The 18,894-nt window shown below is 30.4% G+C and carries 19 protein-coding genes; 6 read left to right on the top strand and 13 right to left on the bottom strand.

Going from position 1 to position 18,894, the window contains the following annotated elements; translation table 11 throughout:
• Positions 1-5: 5 nt before the first annotated feature.
• Both BUA92_RS18920 and BUA92_RS18915 read right to left on the bottom strand, forming a co-directional pair.
• The gene (locus BUA92_RS18920) at positions 6-923 is read right to left on the bottom strand and encodes a transketolase family protein (protein ID WP_021803689.1); all 918 of its coding nucleotides are present in this window, start codon (positions 921-923) and stop codon (positions 6-8) included.
• Positions 923-1,744 (bottom strand): transketolase, encoded by an 822-nt coding sequence (locus tag BUA92_RS18915; protein ID WP_021803690.1) that lies wholly within the window; start codon positions 1,742-1,744, stop codon positions 923-925. The genes BUA92_RS18920 and BUA92_RS18915 overlap by 1 nt, the downstream gene beginning before the upstream one ends.
• A gap of 348 nt (positions 1,745-2,092) precedes the next feature.
• On the opposite strand from BUA92_RS18915, the gene BUA92_RS18910 reads away from it, so the two are divergent.
• A complete protein-coding gene (locus BUA92_RS18910; RefSeq protein ID WP_034856372.1) occupies positions 2,093-2,842 on the top strand; it encodes a DeoR/GlpR family DNA-binding transcription regulator in 750 nt (249 codons plus the stop codon).
• A gap of 274 nt (positions 2,843-3,116) precedes the next feature.
• Positions 3,117-5,750 carry a bifunctional acetaldehyde-CoA/alcohol dehydrogenase gene (adhE, locus tag BUA92_RS18905; protein ID WP_073022232.1) on the top strand — a complete coding sequence of 878 codons (2,634 nt, stop codon included), beginning with the start codon at positions 3,117-3,119 and terminating at the stop codon, positions 5,748-5,750.
• A gap of 33 nt (positions 5,751-5,783) precedes the next feature.
• On the opposite strand, the gene BUA92_RS18900 is transcribed toward adhE, so the two are convergent.
• The 5 genes from BUA92_RS18900 to BUA92_RS18880 all read right to left on the bottom strand — a co-directional run bounded on the left by BUA92_RS18900 (position 5,784) and on the right by BUA92_RS18880 (position 10,876).
• Positions 5,784-7,565 (bottom strand): helicase-related protein, encoded by a 1,782-nt coding sequence (locus BUA92_RS18900; RefSeq protein ID WP_073022231.1) that lies wholly within the window; start codon positions 7,563-7,565, stop codon positions 5,784-5,786.
• 279 nt (positions 7,566-7,844) lie between these two features.
• On the bottom strand, positions 7,845-8,348 hold the full coding sequence (locus tag BUA92_RS18895; protein WP_073022230.1) for an AAA family ATPase: 504 nt from the start codon (positions 8,346-8,348) through the stop codon (positions 7,845-7,847).
• Between the two features lie 15 nt (positions 8,349-8,363).
• A complete protein-coding gene (locus tag BUA92_RS18890; protein WP_073022229.1) occupies positions 8,364-9,227 on the bottom strand; it encodes a metallophosphoesterase in 864 nt (287 codons plus the stop codon).
• A 14-nt stretch (positions 9,228-9,241) separates the two neighbouring features.
• A complete protein-coding gene (locus BUA92_RS18885; protein WP_073022228.1) occupies positions 9,242-10,060 on the bottom strand; it encodes a CPBP family intramembrane glutamic endopeptidase in 819 nt (272 codons plus the stop codon).
• 21 nt (positions 10,061-10,081) lie between these two features.
• Positions 10,082-10,876, bottom strand: coding sequence for a YdcF family protein (locus tag BUA92_RS18880; protein ID WP_073022227.1), 795 nt, complete (start codon positions 10,874-10,876; stop codon positions 10,082-10,084).
• 315 nt (positions 10,877-11,191) lie between these two features.
• Between BUA92_RS18880 and BUA92_RS18875 the strand changes: the two genes are divergently transcribed.
• Complete coding sequence (locus BUA92_RS18875; RefSeq protein WP_073022226.1) at positions 11,192-11,839, top strand: YczE/YyaS/YitT family protein; 648 nt, start codon at positions 11,192-11,194, stop codon at positions 11,837-11,839.
• Positions 11,840-11,884: 45 nt separating this feature from the next.
• On the opposite strand, the gene BUA92_RS18870 is transcribed toward BUA92_RS18875, so the two are convergent.
• From BUA92_RS18870 to BUA92_RS18860, 3 genes are read right to left on the bottom strand one after another with little or no spacing between them, the layout of a single operon-like run.
• Positions 11,885-12,271, bottom strand: coding sequence for a VOC family protein (locus BUA92_RS18870; protein WP_073022225.1), 387 nt, complete (start codon positions 12,269-12,271; stop codon positions 11,885-11,887).
• A complete protein-coding gene (locus BUA92_RS18865) occupies positions 12,264-13,055 on the bottom strand; it encodes an aminoglycoside adenylyltransferase domain-containing protein (RefSeq protein ID WP_073022224.1) in 792 nt (263 codons plus the stop codon). Before BUA92_RS18865 ends, BUA92_RS18870 begins: the two co-directional genes overlap by 8 nt.
• Positions 13,056-13,064: 9 nt before the next feature.
• A complete protein-coding gene (locus BUA92_RS18860; protein ID WP_073022223.1) occupies positions 13,065-13,862 on the bottom strand; it encodes a M55 family metallopeptidase in 798 nt (265 codons plus the stop codon).
• Between the two features lie 724 nt (positions 13,863-14,586).
• On the opposite strand from BUA92_RS18860, the gene BUA92_RS18855 reads away from it, so the two are divergent.
• The 3 genes from BUA92_RS18855 to BUA92_RS18845 are packed head-to-tail and all read left to right on the top strand — an operon-like array spanning position 14,587 to position 16,404.
• Positions 14,587-15,318: a hypothetical protein gene (locus BUA92_RS18855; RefSeq protein ID WP_073022222.1), complete on the top strand. Its 732-nt coding sequence runs from the start codon at positions 14,587-14,589 to the stop codon at positions 15,316-15,318.
• A gap of 28 nt (positions 15,319-15,346) precedes the next feature.
• On the top strand, positions 15,347-15,856 hold the full coding sequence (locus BUA92_RS18850; RefSeq protein WP_073022221.1) for a YcxB family protein: 510 nt from the start codon (positions 15,347-15,349) through the stop codon (positions 15,854-15,856).
• An 11-nt stretch (positions 15,857-15,867) separates the two neighbouring features.
• The gene (locus BUA92_RS18845) at positions 15,868-16,404 is read left to right on the top strand and encodes a YcxB family protein (RefSeq protein WP_073022220.1); all 537 of its coding nucleotides are present in this window, start codon (positions 15,868-15,870) and stop codon (positions 16,402-16,404) included.
• A gap of 20 nt (positions 16,405-16,424) precedes the next feature.
• Here the strand turns inward: BUA92_RS18845 and BUA92_RS18840 are convergent, their stop codons facing one another.
• The 3 genes from BUA92_RS18840 to BUA92_RS18830 all read right to left on the bottom strand — a co-directional run bounded on the left by BUA92_RS18840 (position 16,425) and on the right by BUA92_RS18830 (position 18,765).
• Positions 16,425-16,988 carry an NUDIX hydrolase gene (locus tag BUA92_RS18840; RefSeq protein ID WP_073022219.1) on the bottom strand — a complete coding sequence of 188 codons (564 nt, stop codon included), beginning with the start codon at positions 16,986-16,988 and terminating at the stop codon, positions 16,425-16,427.
• Between the two features lie 70 nt (positions 16,989-17,058).
• Positions 17,059-17,361, bottom strand: coding sequence for a Dabb family protein (locus BUA92_RS18835; RefSeq protein WP_021803720.1), 303 nt, complete (start codon positions 17,359-17,361; stop codon positions 17,059-17,061).
• A 33-nt stretch (positions 17,362-17,394) separates the two neighbouring features.
• Positions 17,395-18,765, bottom strand: a complete 1,371-nt coding sequence (locus BUA92_RS18830) for a glycoside hydrolase family 1 protein (RefSeq protein ID WP_073022218.1) — start codon at positions 18,763-18,765, stop codon at positions 17,395-17,397.
• Between the last annotated feature and the right edge of the window lie 129 nt (positions 18,766-18,894).

The raw sequence follows: 18,894 nt of genomic DNA, 5'->3' as shown, positions 1-18,894 counted from the left end.
TACTATTAAAGTGATTTAGCTGCTTCAACTATGTCTTTTGCAGTTAATCCATAATGTGCTAATAAAACATCTGGAGTTCCTGATTGACCAAATACGTCTTTAACTCCGATTCTCTTAAGTTTAGCTGGAGCTTCTTCAGCTAATACTTCTGCTACTGCTGAACCTAATCCACCTATTATACTGTGTTCTTCAGCTGTAACTACTTTACCTATAGATTTAGCTAAGTTTACTATAAGTTCATTATCTAATGGTTTTATAGTTGGTATATTTACAACAGTTGCTTCTATGTTTTCTTTGCTTAATGTTTCTGCTGCTTCTAAAGCTTTAGCTACCATTATTCCTGTTGCTACTATAAGTACATCTTTTCCTTCTCTTAAAACTTCACCTTTTCCTATTTTGAATTCATAGTTTTCATCATGGATTACAGGTGTAGCTGCTCTTCCGAATCTTATATAAACTGGTCCATAATAATCTACTGCTGCAAATACTGCTTTTTTAGCTTCTACTGCATCAGCTGGATTTATTACTACCATATTTGGTATACTTCTCATTAAAGATATATCTTCTATAGCTTGATGACTTCCACCATCTTCTCCTACTGTTATACCAGCATGAGTTACAGCTATTTTAACATTTAATTTTGGATAAGCTACTGAGTTTCTGATTTGCTCAAATGCTCTTCCTGCTGCAAACATAGCAAAAGTAGTTGCAAATGGTATTTTTCCACATGTAGCTAATCCTGCTGCTGTTCCAATCATGTCACCTTCTGCTATTCCCATATCAAAGAATCTATCTGGTGCAACATTTTTGAATTCTCCACTCTTAGTTGCTTTTGCAAGGTCTGCATCTAATACTACTACGTTCTCATTTGATGCTAATTCTTTTAATGCTTCTCCGTAAGCTTCTCTAGTTGCTATATTCATTATTTTTCTCCTCCTTGTAACTCACTTAAAGCTTGTACTTTTTGTTCTTCATTTGGTGCAGTTCCATGCCATGAAGCTTTATTTTCCATGAAGGAAACGCCTTTTCCTTTAACTGTCTTAGCTATTATTGCTGTTGGTTTTCCTTTAACTTCTTTTGCTTTAACTAAAGCTTCTTTTATTTCTTCTAAATTATGTCCATCTATCACTAAAACATTCCATCCGAAAGCTTCAAACTTCGCATCTACTGGATTTACGTTCATAACTTCTTCGTTTGATCCATCTATTTGAAGTCCATTATGATCTATGAAAGCTACTACATTATCTAATTTGTAATGAGATGTACTCATTGCAGCTTCCCAGATTTGTCCTTCTTGAAGTTCTCCGTCTCCGATTATTGTATATACTCTATAGTCTTTTTTATTTAATTTTCCTGCTAAAGCTATTCCATTAGCTGCTGATAATCCTTGTCCAAGTGATCCTGTTGACATATCTACTCCTGGAGTTTTCTTCATGTCTGGGTGTCCTTGAAGTATTGATTCAAATTTTCTTAAAGATTTAAGTTCTTCTTTTGGGAAATATCCTCTTTCTGCTAAAGCTGCATATAATCCTGGTGCTGCATGACCTTTTGATAAAACAAATCTATCTCTGTCTTCCCATCTAGGATCTTCTACCTTTATGTTCATTTCCTCGAAATATAATACTGTTAATATATCTGCGATAGATAATGATCCACCTGGATGTCCTGATTTTGATGCTGTTAACATTTCAATGATGTCTACTCTTATAGCTTTTGCTATATCTTTTAGTTTTTCTGTATTCAACTTTTTTTCCTCCTTAAATCTTATCTTAAATCTTATTTTTTATTGGCATGTTGTTGCCAAAGATTTTATAAATTTTATACGATTTCTTTTAAGAATGCTGATGTACTGAATACATGCAACAATTGTTGAAGCTATTTTCTTATTTTTGCCCGTTATAGCGGTTTTGTGCTTCTTCATTTATATTCTAATCTATTTTTCACGCTAAGTAAAGTATATTAACGCATATTTTTTACTTTTATTTGCGTTTTTTTTCTTATATTTAATTGTTTATATTTTATTTAATAATTGTAAAATATATGTTATCATATTCTTTATAGTATATCTATTCAGCAGATTGGAACGGTGATTATGTTAAAAGAAGAACGTCAACAGGAAATTTTAAAAATTATAAACTCTGAGCAAAAGGTTATTGCAAGTGATTTAAGTCATAGATTATCTGTTTCGGAAGATACCATTAGAAGAGATTTAAAAGATCTAGATAATAAAGGATTAATTAGAAGAGTTCATAGTGGTGCTCTTAGACTAGGTCCACCACTTGAGGATTTTTCTATTAGAGAAAAAGTCTTCAGTGATATAAAGATGAGTTTAGCTCAAAAAGCTTTACCCTTTATAAAAGATGATCAGGTTTTATTGATTGATGGTGGAACTACAAATTTATGTTTAACAAAACAGTTACCTATCAATCTAAAAGCAACAGTAATAACAAACAGTCCACCAATAGCTGTAGCTTTAGCTAATCACAAACAAATAGAAGTTATTATGCTTGGTGGCACATTGAACAAAAAATCAATGATTAACGTTGGAATAGATACGGTTGAGGCATTATCTACCATGAGAGTTGATATCTATATTATGGGTATATACAATATAGACTCTCAAATAGGGGTAAGCTGCCCTACCCTTTCTGAATGTTTGACCAAAAGAAAAATGGTATCAATTTCATCTGAAATAATAGCACTTGTTACTTCAGATAAACTAGGAACAGTTTCAAATCAAGTTGTTTGCCCACCTCAAGATTTGAGTTATTTAATAACTGACTCTATTAGTTCTGAAATCAAAAATCTTTATAGCAGACAAAATATAACTGTTATAGATTAAGAAAAAGTGAGATAAATCTCACTTTTTCTTATATATTTTCATGTTAAATAATTATCAATTTTGATATCAATTATTTATGAATTTACTATTTTTCTCATAAAAATTTCCACCTTATTTAAACATTTTCATTAGCTACTCAGCTTATATAGCTAAATTTTAATTAAACTGTAAATTTAAAATTTTCTGAAAATAGTCTTGATTTAATTCAACTCTCGTTATATTATTAACATAGATGTTAAATAATTAACAATTTGGATTAAAGGAAGGGATTTGTATGAAAGTTACTAATAGTGAAGATTTAATGGTTAAACTAGAAGAAATAAGAAAAGCTCAAAAGATATTTTCCTCATATACCCAAGAACAAGTAGATAAGATTTTTAGAAATGCTGCCATAGCTGCAAATAATGCAAGAATTAAATTAGCTAAAATGGCTGTAGAAGAAAGTGGTATGGGTGTTTTGGAAGATAAGGTTATGAAAAATCATTTTGCAGCTGAGTATATTTACAATAAATATAAAGATGAAAAAACTTGTGGTGTTTTAGAGCATGATGAATCTGCTGGGTTTAAAAGAATAGCTTCTCCTATAGGAGTTGTAGCTGCTATTATTCCTACCACCAATCCTACATCAACAGCTATATTTAAAGCATTGATTTCTTTAAAAACAAGAAATGGAATTATATTCTCTCCTCATCCGAGAGCAAAAAATGCTACTATTGAAGCTGCAAAAATAGTTTTAAAAGCAGCGGTTGAAGCTGGAGCTCCAGAGGGTATAATTGGATGGATTGATGAACCTAGTATAGAACTTTCTCAAATTGTTATGAAAGAAGCTGATATCATATTAGCAACTGGTGGCCCTGCTATGGTTAAGGCTGCTTACTCTTCTGGTAAGCCTGCCATTGGTGTAGGTGCTGGTAATACCCCTGCCATAATAGATGAAACTGCTCATATAAAAATGGCAGTAAGCTCAATCATTTTATCTAAATCCTTTGACAACGGCGTAATATGTGCTTCAGAGCAATCAGTATTAGTTTTAGACTCTATTTATGATGATGTAAAAAAGGAATTTGAAGAAAGAGGCGCTTATGTATTAAGATTCTTCGAAGCAGAAAAACTTAAAAAAATACTATTAGTTAAAGGTAATATAAATCCAAATATAGTAGGACAATCTGCCTTAAAAATAGCTGAACTTGCTGGAATTACTGTACCAGATAATACAAGAGTTTTAGTGGCAGAGGCACAATCTGTAGAATTCTCTGAACCTTTAGCACATGAAAAATTATCTCCTGTACTAACAATGTACAGAGTTAAAACCTTTGATGAAGCTATAGAAAAAGCTTCAAGATTAATCGAACAAGGTGGTTTAGGACATACCTCAACCCTTTATATAGATACCTTAACACAACAAGAAAAATTAGATAAATTCACTTTAAACATGAAAACTGTTAGAACTTTAATAAATGTTCCAGCTACTCATGGAGCTATGGGGGATGTATTTAACTTTAGATTAACCCCTTCACTTACACTAGGCTGTGGTCCATGGGGTGGAAACTCAGTTTCAGATAACATTGGACCAAAACATTTATTAAATATAAAAAACGTAGCTGAGAGGAGAGAAAATATGCTTTGGTTTAAAGTTCCACAAAAAACCTATTTTAAATATGGTTCTTTACCATTTGCTATAAGAGAACTAAAGGACTTAGGAAAAAAGAAAGCTTTTATAGTAACAGATAGAATATTAAATGATCTAGGATATACAAATAGAGTTACAGATGTTCTTAGTGAAATAGGAGTAGACTTTAGAATATTTACTGAAGTTGAACCTGATCCAACTCTATCTACTGCCCTTAAAGGTGCAAATGAAATGTTAAGTTATAATCCTGATGTAATTATAGCCCTAGGGGGAGGATCTCCTATGGATGCAGCAAAAATAATGAGAGTTTTATATGAACACCCTGAGATTCAATTCGAAGATGTTGCTATGAGATTCATGGATATAAGAAAGAGAATATGTCCATTCCCTAAATTAGGTACTAAGGCAATGATGGTAGCAATAGCAACCTCTGCTGGTACAGGCTCTGAGGTTACACCTTTTGCAGTTATTACTGATGAAAAATCAGGCATAAAATATCCACTTGCAGATTATGAGTTAACACCTGATATGGCTATAGTAGATGCAGAATTAATGATGAATATGCCAAAAGGATTAACCAGTGCTTCAGGAATAGATGCATTAACTCATGGATTAGAAGCCTACACATCTATTCAAGCTTCTGAATATACTAATGGATTAGCACTAGAATCTATAAGACTTATATTTAAATATCTTCCTCTTGCTTATGAAGAAGGAACAACAAATATTAAGGCTAGAGAAAAAATGGCTCATGCTTCAACTATGGCAGGAATGGCTTTTGCAAACTGTTTCTTAGGAGTATGTCACTCAATGGCTCACAAACTAGGAGCAGAACACCATATTCCTCATGGAGTAGCTAATGCCTTACTAATAAATGAAGTTATAAAATTTAATGCAGCAGATGATCCTAAAAAACAAGCAGGATTCCCTCAATATAAATATCCTAATATAAAAATGAGATATGCAAGGATAGCTGATTATCTAAACCTTGGTGGAAATACTGAGGATGAAAAAGTAGATTTATTAATAAAAGCTATAAATGAACTTAAAAAGAAAATAAATATTCCTATGAGCATAAAAGAATATGGAATATCAAAAGAAAGCTTCTATAGAAATCTTGATGATATGTGTGAGCAAGCTTTTGATGATCAATGTACAGGAGCTAATCCAAGATATCCTCTTATAAGCGAAATTAAAGAAATGTATATAAACTCATTTGATTTAGAGGAAGCTAAAAAGAGTAAAAGCATATTTTCAAAGTACCCTAAACTTGCATAATAAGCCTTTTCTACACCAAAAAATAGAAGAAGCCTAGGATTCTAAATCTTCGGCTTCTTCCCTTATATTCTTTAAAAGTCTATTTATTTTCTCTCCTATTTTTACTCTCTCTTTTTTAATCCAATCAATATCTATTTCCAGTCCAAAATTCTTACCAAAGGAATAATATATATTTATCCTCTGATAATAAAGCTCTAATTCCTTTAAATCATTCATAAAATATCTAGGTTTGGTTATTTCCTTCTTATTAGATATAAATATTTCATCTATATAACTCAAATAAGTTATCATAAGTTCTCTTTCACTAATATCAAAAGGAATCTTCATAAGTTTCCACTCTATTTCTTGAGATAATCTATAGGTCTTTATATTTTCAAGTTTTATTATATATTCACTGACATCCATCTTTCTGTATAAACTACCATCAACTTCTCTTGTGCTCCAAAGGGCAAGCTTATCCTTAAGTGGGATATTTCTTATATTTACAATCCCTTCACTAGGACCTAAAACAGCTTCATGAATATTCTCATCCTTAGTCTCCAAGTTATATCTTATAAATTCTCCACTTTCTCCATAAGCCGCTACATAACCCCTCTCATAAATGCCTTTTCTACCTGCTCTTCCTGCTATCTGCTTAATTTCTTGAGATGTTAAACTTCTTACCTCATTACCATCAAACTTCCTAGTATCCATAAACACAATTCTTTTTAATGGAAGATTAACCCCCATACCAATAGCATCAGTTGTTATTAAAATACTATTTTCACCAGTTACAAATTCCTCATATTGCTTTCTTCTAACCTCTGGAGGTAAATCACCATATATAAGACTAGCTTTTATGCCCTTTTCAGCAAAATAACTAGCTAACTCCAACACCTTTTTCTTAGAAAAAACAACTAACCCATCACCAGCTGATGTATTTTTAAGCTTAAATGCTTTATCTTCAACTATTAAAGGCATCTCTCTTACATATTCTATTATTTCATAATCCTCTCCACAATCTTCAATAATATTTACTAATATATTCTTAGCATTAAAAGCACCACACACATGAATTTCTCTAGCCTTAAGACCCAAAACTGCTCGAGTCCAAGCAAAACCTCTAAAGTCATCCTTAATCATTTGAATCTCATCAATTATGCCTACATCATATTCATCATCTATATTAAGTTTTTCTATAGTGCAGCTTATATGTCTAGAATTTTCAACTAAATCTTCTTCCTCACCAGTTACAAGATCGCAAGGAACCCCTTGTTTATTTAGCTTTTCATAGTTTTCAAGAGCTAAGATTCTCAGGGGAGATAAATAAATCCCTTTCTTAGCCTTCTTTAAAGCTTCCATGGCATTATAAGTTTTTCCTGTATTGGTTTCTCCTAAATGCAGATAAAATCTTCTCTTATATTTTCTAGTTTCTCTATATTCATCTTTTGGATTTTTAGGAAAAGTTCTGTTAAAGTCTTCTTCCAAAACCTTAGGTATATGCTTCGTAAGTAAAATACTCAACACCCCAGATTTCATGAATCCTTCGTAGTCATCCTTTATTATTTTATTAAAACTAAATTCAGTTCCATTTTTTCTATTGTAATCCTCTATTATTCGCTCAGACACATACTTAAATAAATCTATATATCTATAATATACATCCTTAAACCCTTTAAAACCTTTATCCTGCATACCTTTTAAAATCTTTATTTTCTTTCTTAAAGAGGCCTCCTGCTCCCACAAGGCATTATTTTTGGAATTTCTCGCAATAGTTTCAATGTTACTAATCTGTTCTTTAAGCTTTTTAAAATCCCTGTCCTTACTCTTTTTCACGCCCAAGCCCCCTAACGTCAAATGAGATTATCCCTTCCTATATTATAAGTTTATTTATAAAATACATACCTTAAAACCAAATTCGATAATTTATTATAACATTATTGAAATAAAAAATCGTCAAGGCGATTATGAGCCGTCGATTTTTTTTGCGCATCTGCCTTTCTGAACGCATGTGAAGAAAACTGGCAGGCGCTCAATTCCTATTTTCTTGCATAGGAAAGCACTTTCTTCCTATGCAAGAAAAATAAGAGCATTATAACATACTCTTAAAATTAACTACTCATTTATTGCTTTTATAATTTCATCTACCGTCTCACTAACGTCTTTATAACTTGTATCTATCTTTATAGTATCCATATTTCTATAAAGCTCAAGCCTTTTAAGACTATTCTCTAAATTTCTATCTCCTCTTCCATTCTTAAAATCCTCAACAATCCTATTTCTTAAAACTTCCTCTGAACATATAAGAGTTATCTTATATAACTCAAAATCAAAATCTTTAAGTCTATTTAATAGAAGATCAAAAATACTCTCTTCATGAATCACCCAGTTAAAAACAACATATTCTAAGGAAGAATTCCTTAAAAAATTACTCAAAAGATAAACTATGTTATCTTCAACCATCTTCTTATTTTCATCATTGACTACAAAAGGATTCATCATCCAACACCAATCCCCATCAAGCCAGACAGAATTTTTAAGATTTTTATATAAAGCTTTTGAAATAGTACTCTTTCCAACACCCATAGTTCCATTTATGATTATTAGCTTCTTTTTCATCTCTCACACTTCTTTCTAATTTTTTAGATTTATAACACTCATCTCTGGTCTATTAAAAACCCTAATTAGATATCCTTCATTTCCAAGACCTCTATTAACTATCATATTACTATTATTAAATACATAATCCCCTCCATAGTATTTAGGGAAAAGTTTTTTCTCCGGAGATAACACGCCTCCAACAAAAGGTATATTTATTATCCCTCCATGTATATGACCAGCTAAAGTTAAATCCGCACCCCATTTAGAATATGCCTCAAAATACAATGGGTTATGGGTTATCAATAAATTAAAACTTTCTTTATCTGATGTTTTTAATATTTGATTAACTGTCTCATCATTAAAAGTAATATCTTTTTGATTATTATTAGTTTTATCCACATAGTATCTTAAATTAATCCACATCCCATATAAGTTAATAACACTTTTCTCTTTTTTAAGTTCAATTTTATCGTTATTTATCACTTTAACTTTAAGATCCAGCAGTTTATCTAAATAATTTTTAAATAACTCCGAATCATTACTTTCTAAAATTTGCTCGTGATTTCCTACAATATAATAAATATGATATTTATTTCCAAGCTTTTTAATAATATTTATCAAAACTTCCCCATCATCACCTTTAGAATTCATCATATCTCCAGTCATTACAACAATATCAGGATTAATTTCATTAATTTTCTTAACCAGATATGAATTATCCTTACCAAATTTTTTACTATGTAAATCCGATAGTTGAAGTATTTTCATATTATTGAACTCATCTGGAATCTTGGAGTTTTCTATATTATATTCTGAAATTTTTATTGAATTATTACCTATGTATACAGTAATTAAAACAACCACTATTACAGAAATAAATACCTTAATCTTTTTCATAAATCCTCCTTATTTTATATAACATCTAAAAACACATGAAATATAATACAAGGAGTCAAAGATTTAGTCCTTATATATATTTCCCCTAGTACATATCCCCCTAAAGCTTGCCCACCTGTTAAAAAAATACCCATAAAACCATAATCTCCATAATACAAACTAAAATGAGTTAGTCCAAAAACTACTGCCTGAATCATATTGATTTTTTTGATATCTAGATTATAAGATAAAAGTGCTGACATAAAAAAACCTCTATAAGCTATTTCTTCAAAAAAACCTGGGCTAATAAACTTAATTAATGTATCTATCATAAAGGCCATTATATTTTCATCATATGAAGAATAATATCTTAATCCATCTTTTCCCAAAAACAAAAATCTAATTACACCATATACTACGCATACTACCGATATTACAATTATCTGTTTTAATGAAATCCTCCACTTAAAATTAGATATCTTTATTCCAAATAAATAACACATAAAAGGTATCATTCCTACACATAAAACAAGTACTAATTTACCCAAATTACTTTCAACTTTATCTACAAAACTCACTTTATATATTAATTCATATACTCCAAAACCAATGACAATTAAAGGATGTAAAATAAATGGATAAATAGCTTTCTTATTAGAATATATTTTCCCCTCTTGTTCTAATTGTTTTCTGAATAACTTAACAATTATTAAACTTCCCATAGTCATTAAAATAACTATAACTTTGCCTTTTATTATGCCACTTGAATTATTGGAATTAAAAAATATATAACACAGTGATAAAAAACTAATAAATGCAATTTCTTTAATATCTATAATGCTCCTCTTATTCATAAAGCCCCCTGACTTAAATCTTTATCTCAAATACTCACTATAATAAGGAAGTAAAATCTCATAGGCCTCCAAAACTTCTTTAGGAATATCCACATGACCTATAAATCCTTTTCCCCTAGGTCCATATCCATTTTCGTCATCTTTAATCCTAGGTATTTCCCCCATAATTAAAGAAATGAATCTGTGCATATCCCAAAGCCCATAAATATCATTATCTATAAACTTCATAACTCCATTCTCTTCTTTAATTAATGGTATAAAACAAGAATAATTAATAAATTCAACTTGTTCATCCTTCCATTCCTTCTTAAAACACTCATCTGTTCTTAACTGCATGGTTGGATCTTGAAGAATTAAAACTATTTTTGGCTTTTTGTTTAATTTTTCTATAATTTTAAAGGCTTCATATGCATTAGATCCACAATTAGTAGATTTATTTTCAATAATTATGTCTTCCTCTTTTATACTTAGCTTCTTAACTAAAACATCTTTTAGAATATCTGCCTCTGCTCTATTTTTCACTTCTATACCTTCATATTTTAAATTATTGAGTATGTTTTCTTCTAAATATATAGTTGAGTGTCCTATTCCCCCTACTATCATAATCTCTTTTGCTAAATTATTTTTGTAAGCTCTGCCGCCCTCTTCAGCTATATAAGGAATAGCACTTCCCAATATTATTAATAAATCTACTTTGTCTATATTATATTTCTTAAGTAATTCTTCTTTTGAAATCTCTTTAATATCTCTTTTAGCTAAATACTTTATTATCTCATTAAAAGAATCAACAATCTCTTTAGTGATTTTCTTAATCATAGCTTTCTTCCCTCCAGATATATTAGTATTTGTTAATATTTTACCATATATTTTTTGATACTGATAATTTAATACTTAAAATGAATCTAATAAAATATTTCCCCCATTTAACTGGATATCTGGATATCCAGATTTCTGTATTTCTGGTTTTCCAGTTAACCAGTTATATGGTTATTAAAAATAATAATTTAATTTGGCTTAGAAAATCTATCTAAGAATAGTAGTCTACTTAAATAGACTAATTTCAAGTGAAATTTGACAATCCTCGCTTAATCACTTAAAATCATTGTAATTAATACAAGGGGGTATTTTAAAATGAAACAATTATCTTTGAGAACCCTAAAGCTTATTTGGGGACTTTTTTTATTTGCTTTAGGTGTAGTGCTAACAATTCAAGCTAATATTGGACTTGCTCCTTGGGATGCTTTTAGTGTGGGGGTATCTAATATTACAGGAATTACTTATGGAAATGTTGTGATACTTACTGGAGTGGGTATTCTTATATTTATTGTATTACTTAAAGAAAAGATAGGTTTAGGAACAATCCTAAATACTGTTTTAATCGGGGCAATGTCAGATATTTTATTAGGTTTAAAAATCATTCCTGTTATGGACAACTTTTTCTTTGGTTTAATAATGCTTTTAGTTGGACAAATTATTATCTCTTTTGGGAGTTATTTTTATATAGGACAAGGACTTGGTTCAGGTCCAAGAGATTCTCTTATGATTGCTCTTAGCAAGCGTCTTCCCAATGTTTCTATAGGGGTAATCCGAGGGGGAATTGAAGGGGCTGCCTTAATAATAGGATGGTTACTTGGAGCTAAAGTTGGTATTGGAACAATAATATCTGTGTTTGGAATAGGTTTTATTATTCAATATACTTTTAAACTACTACGCTTTAACGTAAAAGCTGTTAAACATGACAGTTTATTTGATACCGCAAAATCATTTGCAAATTCTTAAAACAATAAAAGGATAAATAGTTACGTCTATTTATCCTTTTATTATCTAATCTCTTTTAGCGAATGCAACAACATGTCCATCTAAATCTAATCCATAAGATACATAGTCTCCCCAGTTTCTTATTTCACCTTTACTTACTTCTTTACCACCTAGTTCTACTAACCTATCCAAATATTCATCTGGACTATCTACATATAAATAAAGCTCACACCTAGACGCACCATTACTCTCCTTTGGATGAGTTATCTTACTCCCAAGAATTCTTGCGATACCTTCTTCTGGCATTAAACCTAATACAGTTGTTTCTGAAACTTGAAATTCTGTCATTCCAGGTACATGAAGTCTAGGACTTAATTTTAAAAGTGACTCATAAAACTTTTTAGACTTTTCTTGATCTTTAACATAGATTATAAACATAGCTTCTTTATACATATTTTTTCTCCTCAAGATTCTTCATTATATTCTCATTGGCATAAACTAAAAAACTTTCAATTAACTTATTATTAAAACTAGTAACCATCTTCCTTCCATCATAAATATCTAATGATGACTTTATAATAGCCCTAAATCTAACTGGTAAAATATCTAAAGCCCATTCCCCAGCCTCTCTCTTAGATGTTACTTTATTTGTCTCTAGAAAATTTAGTATTCTACAAGTATTTAAAATATAGTACTCTGGCTTTTTATAAAAACTCTCCCAAGCATCTTCAAAATCATCGAGTATTGACTTTAGATATTCTTCATTACTAATCTTAGGGAAAATCAAGTCTTTATCTTTTCCCCATAAATTAATTCCTCTTTCATTAATAACTCTTATGTGAGCAGGTAAGTCTCCATCTTCTAAAATATCCTTTCCTAGCTCTTTGTTTTCTAGAAACATATTCGTATACTTTTCTCTCCAATACTCACTATAATGCAAATCATAATGACAAATTGAATTAGGATTCTTAAGTTTATCTTCTAATAGAAAACTTATTTCAATAGGTGATGGTTTTAGCGATATTTTCATTAGTTCTTTTATTATCCCATCCTTGTCATTTGCAGCTTCATTCATTACTACTATAATATCTATATCACTTTTATCTTTATTAAAACATCCCATGGCTAATGATCCATGCAAATAAACCCCAACTAAATTTTCTTTTAACTTACTCTTACACAAATCAAGTATTTTAATAATTTGTTCCTTGCTTTCTTTTGGTATATTGATATTCATATACTTCTCCTAAGTTAAGAAATGAAACAATCTTAAAACTTCATAATAGTTATCTGTAGTATAAGAAATAACCCTTGGTTCAATCAGTTTTGCCCCAGGATAAAAAGAATTTCCATATGCTTTTTCATGTCTTTCATAAGCTAGCTCTATATTAAAAGTTTTTGGCAAAGTAATTTTGCATAGACTATAATCTGTCACTAAGGCTTCCTTAACTAAAGCTTTAATATCTTTTATAGCTTTAGTTGGATGAATATTTATAGTGCATTGTCCCACTCCTTCTTTAACTGATAAAGTCTTAATACTTCCATTTGTTTGTTTAACTTCATCTATAAGCCCCTTATCTCCACTTACAAATACAACTGGAACATTATGAAGAGCTGCTGCATAAGCATTAATCAAAAACTCACTAGCATAAACTCCATTTATTTTTATATAAGACATGCCTGTATCTAAAGTATGTGCAAGTGGACTAGTTCCACTACCTGCTCTTGAATGATATCCTATAAAAATAACTCCATCAAAACTTTCATCCAATCCACTTACCATACACATAGGATCTCCTGCCCATCCACTCTGAAGTTTCACATACTCCGGTAACTCATTAATATCAATATTTCTAGCACTATCATGAGCATCTTTTACATATATCTCAGTTGCTCCAGCTTCATAAGCTCCCTCACAAGCCGCCTTAACTTCCTTAGTCATCTGAGCTGCAAAAACTGAAAAATCTCCATGCTCTTTCTCAGTTTCACTCCAACTAGTAACCCCTGTTATCCCCTCAATATCTGCACTAATATATATCTTCATACTTCCCTCCTACTAAACCTCTCAAATTTACCTATATTTTACCACAATTAAATAATCCTAGTCCTCTTATTATTTCATTAATCTTAACTGCATAGATAATTAACTACTTACCTAATTATCTAATTATCCAATTACTTGCTTATCTAATTACCTAATTATTTGCTTACCTAATTATCCAATTACCCACTTACCTAATTAATTACTTATCTAATTACTTACTTAGATAATTAAGTATGCACTTTTATACTGTAGGAGCTTCTTCCCAAGCTCCATCAAATCCATCTAACTTTTATACTGTAGAGACTTCTTCCCAAGTCTCATCAATTCCTCTTAACTTTATCTCATTAAATGATTAGACTGACGCTGAGAAATAGACTGATTCTAATAAAGGCTGAGGAACGCCTTATACAGATCAGAAGTGCGTGTCTACCGAATAGCAGTGCACTTCTGCACTGTAGGAGCTTCCCCTCAAGCTCCATCAAATTCACCTACCCAGTTACATCATATAACTTTATTTGTATTAAATTTATAGACATGAAAAATAGGGGTATTAAAATTCTTAATACCCCTTAATAATCTTATCCCTCAGAGATTCATCTATAGTTACTAACTATTACATTTGGGTTTATAGTTGCAAATTTGTATTTTAATTCCTGTTATTTTATAATAATTATAAAGCCAAAACTTTTAATTGAATTATCGCTTACAAAAGAAAGGAGATTTTATGAAAAATACTAAATTGCTTATTGCTGCTATAATTACAGCTCTTACTTTATCTATTGTTAGTTGTAATAATAAAGAACCTAAGGATACCTCAGAAAACCCTACTGAATCTCAACAGAGTATAACTGAAGAGACTAGTGATGACATAAAAGAAGATACTACAACAGAAGATGATTCTTCTCAGGAAAATAACTCAACTACTCAATCAGAAAATAAAAGTTCTGAAGAAAAACCTAAAGCTAGCTCGAATAACCAAACTAACACAAACAATAGTCAACCTAAAGAATCAAACAAAAATACTTCTACTGAAAAACCTAAAACTCCAAAACCTGCTACCCAAACTCCAGCTGCTCCTCCTAAAGTTGAAACAGCTGAACCTCAGGTATACACAAATAACAGTTTTGGTTTCTCCATAACTTTCCCTGCTAGTTGGAAAGATAAATATACTGTTAAAGAGGATGCTAGTGGACTATATGTAGCAGTAAAATCACCAAATAGTACAAATAATTATTATGGATTATTGTTTGCTGTAATAAAAAAAGGTCCTGGCTTATACGAAGAAACTTTTGATACAATACCTGGAGGAAAAAGAAACTTTGAAGCAAAAGGAATCCCCTATGTTATTGGAAGCACCACAGGAGTTCCTATTCCTGAGGATGATCCAAATTATGAACTTTGGCTTAAAATGTATAAAGAAAGCGGAGCTGTGACAAAAACCTTAAAGGCTCTTTAGAAAGTATAATTGAAAGGAGATGATAGTAATGGAAATAAAATATAAAAATACTAAAGAGGATTTTATTGAAACTAATCTGTATGCGTTCAATCACTCACAATCATCTAAAAGATATTTTCAATCTATACGTTTAATAAGTTCTATGCTAATATTCTTAATTGCAATTATTCTTCGCTCAAATACTCTATTTATGACACTTACTATATTTTTCTCTATAATATGGTTTGCAATTTATCCTAAGATTTTCTTTGCTCAACTAAGAAAATCTTACAAAAAACTAGCAGAAAAAAATTACAGTAGACTTATAGATACAGAACAAAACTTAATAATAGATGAAAGCGGGATTCTTAAAAATAGCGTTGATGTAGAGACTAAGATTAATTGGGACTCTATCGATAAGGTTTCCTCTACAGATAATCAGATTATTATTTTTCTTAATTCTATGAAGGTTATAGTAGTTCCTAAAAATTCTTTTAGCAATTCTGAAGATTTGAATAATTTTTTACAATATATAAATACTCATAAAAAATATGATTAGGGGATATTATCATGGTATTGAATTTTATAAATACTAAAAAGCATTTGGTGGACATGGATTTTTATTCATGGAGTAATTCCAATCTTCACAAAAAAAGTGTTAAATCTATTTTTTTCCTAGCAGCAATTATTTCCTTTTCACTTTGGTTATATTTAGCTATAACTAACCGATACTTTGCTGGTAATTTATTTTATCTATTAATTTTAGTAGGAGGAGGTCTAATAGAAACATTTATATTAGTCCTTATATTTAGATTTGTTAGAAAGATTTATTACTCAAAAAGATTAAGTGAGAGTAACAAAGATACTTTTGATATAGAAACTACTTTATCTCTAGAAGAAAATGAAATTACTTTAAAAACTAATAGATCCCAAAGTAAAATTAAATACTCATTAATAAATAAAGTCTCAGAAACTAACGAATATGTTTTTATTTTTATAGATAGTGCTGATGGAATTCCCATTCCACTAACAGCTTTTTTAAATGAGAAAGAAAAAACTTCATTTCTAAATTACTTAAATAAGAAAATAGCAAGTAACTTACCATAAAGCTACTTGCTATTTTCTTGCTACTTATAAACATCCCTTATCTTAGAAATTATCTTCTCATAAATCACTCTCATATGAGATTCATTAGATACCTTAGCCACTTCGTCTATAGGAATCCATTTTACTCCACTGTTTTCATCAGGTTTTATAATAAGCTCTTCATTTTCATCTGATTCTAGTAAGTAGGTCACTGATAAATGAAGATGCGCAGATACATACTTTCCTCTCTTATAATGACCTGCTACAGGTAAAATTTCTAGAGAAAATATATCTGAAGTTATAGGTCTTACCTTTTTAATTCCAGTCTCTTCTTTTGCTTCTTTTAGTGCTACAGCTAACAAGTCTTCTTCACCATCTGCATGACCACCTGTCCATGCCCATGAATCATAAATATTATGATAAATCATAAGAACTTTACTTTTATCCTTATTTAGTATAAAAGCTGAACTTGTTAAGTGAGCTAATTCATTTTCTCTTGTAAGAATGTCCTTAAAATTATCTATATAATATTCTATCAGCTTTTTATCTTTTTCTTCTTGTTCATTGTTGGGTTTATAGTTTTTTATATCCTCAATAAATCTCATAATTTTCTCCTTAATTCTGGTATAAATTAAAGAGCACTTAGCTTTTAAACTATCGTGCTCTTATAATTAATTATACTTCATAATCTACTACTATTCTATCAGTTACAACTGCCTTTATAAAGGTACCAGCTTTAACGTGTTCTGGATGATTTTGATAAATGTTTAGTCCTTCTACTGTATCAAACTCAGAATATAAAACTACATCATAAGCTTGCGTACTATCATTAAAATTAATTCCAACTTCAATAGCCTTTAGTGTCTCTATCTTTCCATCTAAAGCTTCAAGAATCTCTTTTATCTTTTTAGCATTTTCTACTTTGGTATTTCCTTCAGCTTCCTCTTTTAATTTCCAAGTTACTATATGTTTTATCATTTTATATCACCTCTACCTATTATTTTAGCAGAACTACAGAATTTCTCCATTACTTTCTATTACTTTCTTAAACCAGTTAAAGCTCTTTTTCTTATACCTTTTTAAGTCTTTTAAATCTGTTTCATCACGGTTTACAAAAATAACCCCATATCTTTTTTTCATTTCTCCTTGAGAGCTTAGTATATCTGTACATCCCCACATTAGATATCCTATAACCTCTACGCCCTCTTCCATTGCAAGCTTCATCTGTTCAATATGAGCCTTTAAATAATCTATTCTATAATCATCTTCTACAGTATTATTTTCATTTAATTCTTCTCTAACGCCAATTCCATTTTCAGTAATAAATATAGGCATTCTATAGCGTGCATATATTTCTTTTAATGCTACTCTAATCCCTATAGGATCTATAGACCATCCCCATTCATTTGCTTTTAGAGTTGGATTTGGTACCATGCCCTTCATTACCTCTTCTGGGCTTTCTCCAACAAACTTAACAGTTTGGCTTTGATAATAGCTAAAAGTTAAATAATCAACAGTATTTTCTTTTAATAGTTCTTCATCACCAGCTTCAAATACAGGCATTATATTTTTCTTTTTCAAACTACTAGTTACGTAAGATGGATATTCTCCATTTGCAAAAACATCAAAATATAAATCATTAAATAATTCCTTAGCCTTTAATGTTGCTAAGGCATCCTCTGGTTTGCAGCTATTTGGATACATGGTTAGATATGTAACCATTCCACCCATTTTACCATCTGGTATGATTTCATGAAGTGCTTTAGTTGCTTTTGCATGAGCTATAAAAACATTATGACACACTTGAAAAGAAAACTCTTCTATGTTATCTCCCTCTTTAGGAGTAGCTCCCCATGCTTGTAAATGCATAAGAACTAGGTTTTGCTCATTAAAAGTAATCCAATATTTAACCTTATCTTTAAATCTTTCAAATACTGTTCTAGCGTAGTTTTCAAACAAATCTACAACTTTCCTTGATGCAAAACCGTTATATTTATCTGCTAAAGCTTTTGGAATATCAAAATGGTATAAAGTTATAACAGGTTGTATTCCATTTGCAAGCAATTCATCAAATATTTTATTATAAAATTCTATTCCTTCTTCGTTAACGTCCCCTTCACCCTCTGGAAATATTCTGCTCCAAGAAATGCTGGTACGATAAGTATTTATACCTAATTCCTTAAAAAGTGCTATATCTTCTTTATATTTGTGGTAAAAATCAACTGCTACCTTCCAATCAGAAAAGCCTTCCTTAATCTCTCTGGTATCAACTATTGATACTCCTTTTCCACCTTCATTCCAAGCTCCTTCACTCTGAAAAGATGTAACTGCTCCTCCCCACATAAAGTTCTCTGGAATTATATTCTTTGTTTCTTTTGTCATTCCCTTCATCTCCTTTGAATATATTATTACCCTTAATATAAATTTTACCATTATGCTTTAATTATCACTATAATAAAACTCAAAGTTTCATAATTTGAAAATCTTTTGACTACAAAACAAAAGCACCAA

The organism is Clostridium intestinale DSM 6191 (genome assembly GCF_900130055.1).
GTDB classification, from domain to species: Bacteria; Bacillota; Clostridia; order Clostridiales; family Clostridiaceae; genus Clostridium_T; species Clostridium_T intestinale.
The sequence above is the reverse complement of the archived record's forward strand: the minus strand, read 5'-3'. Positions and strand labels throughout refer to the sequence as shown.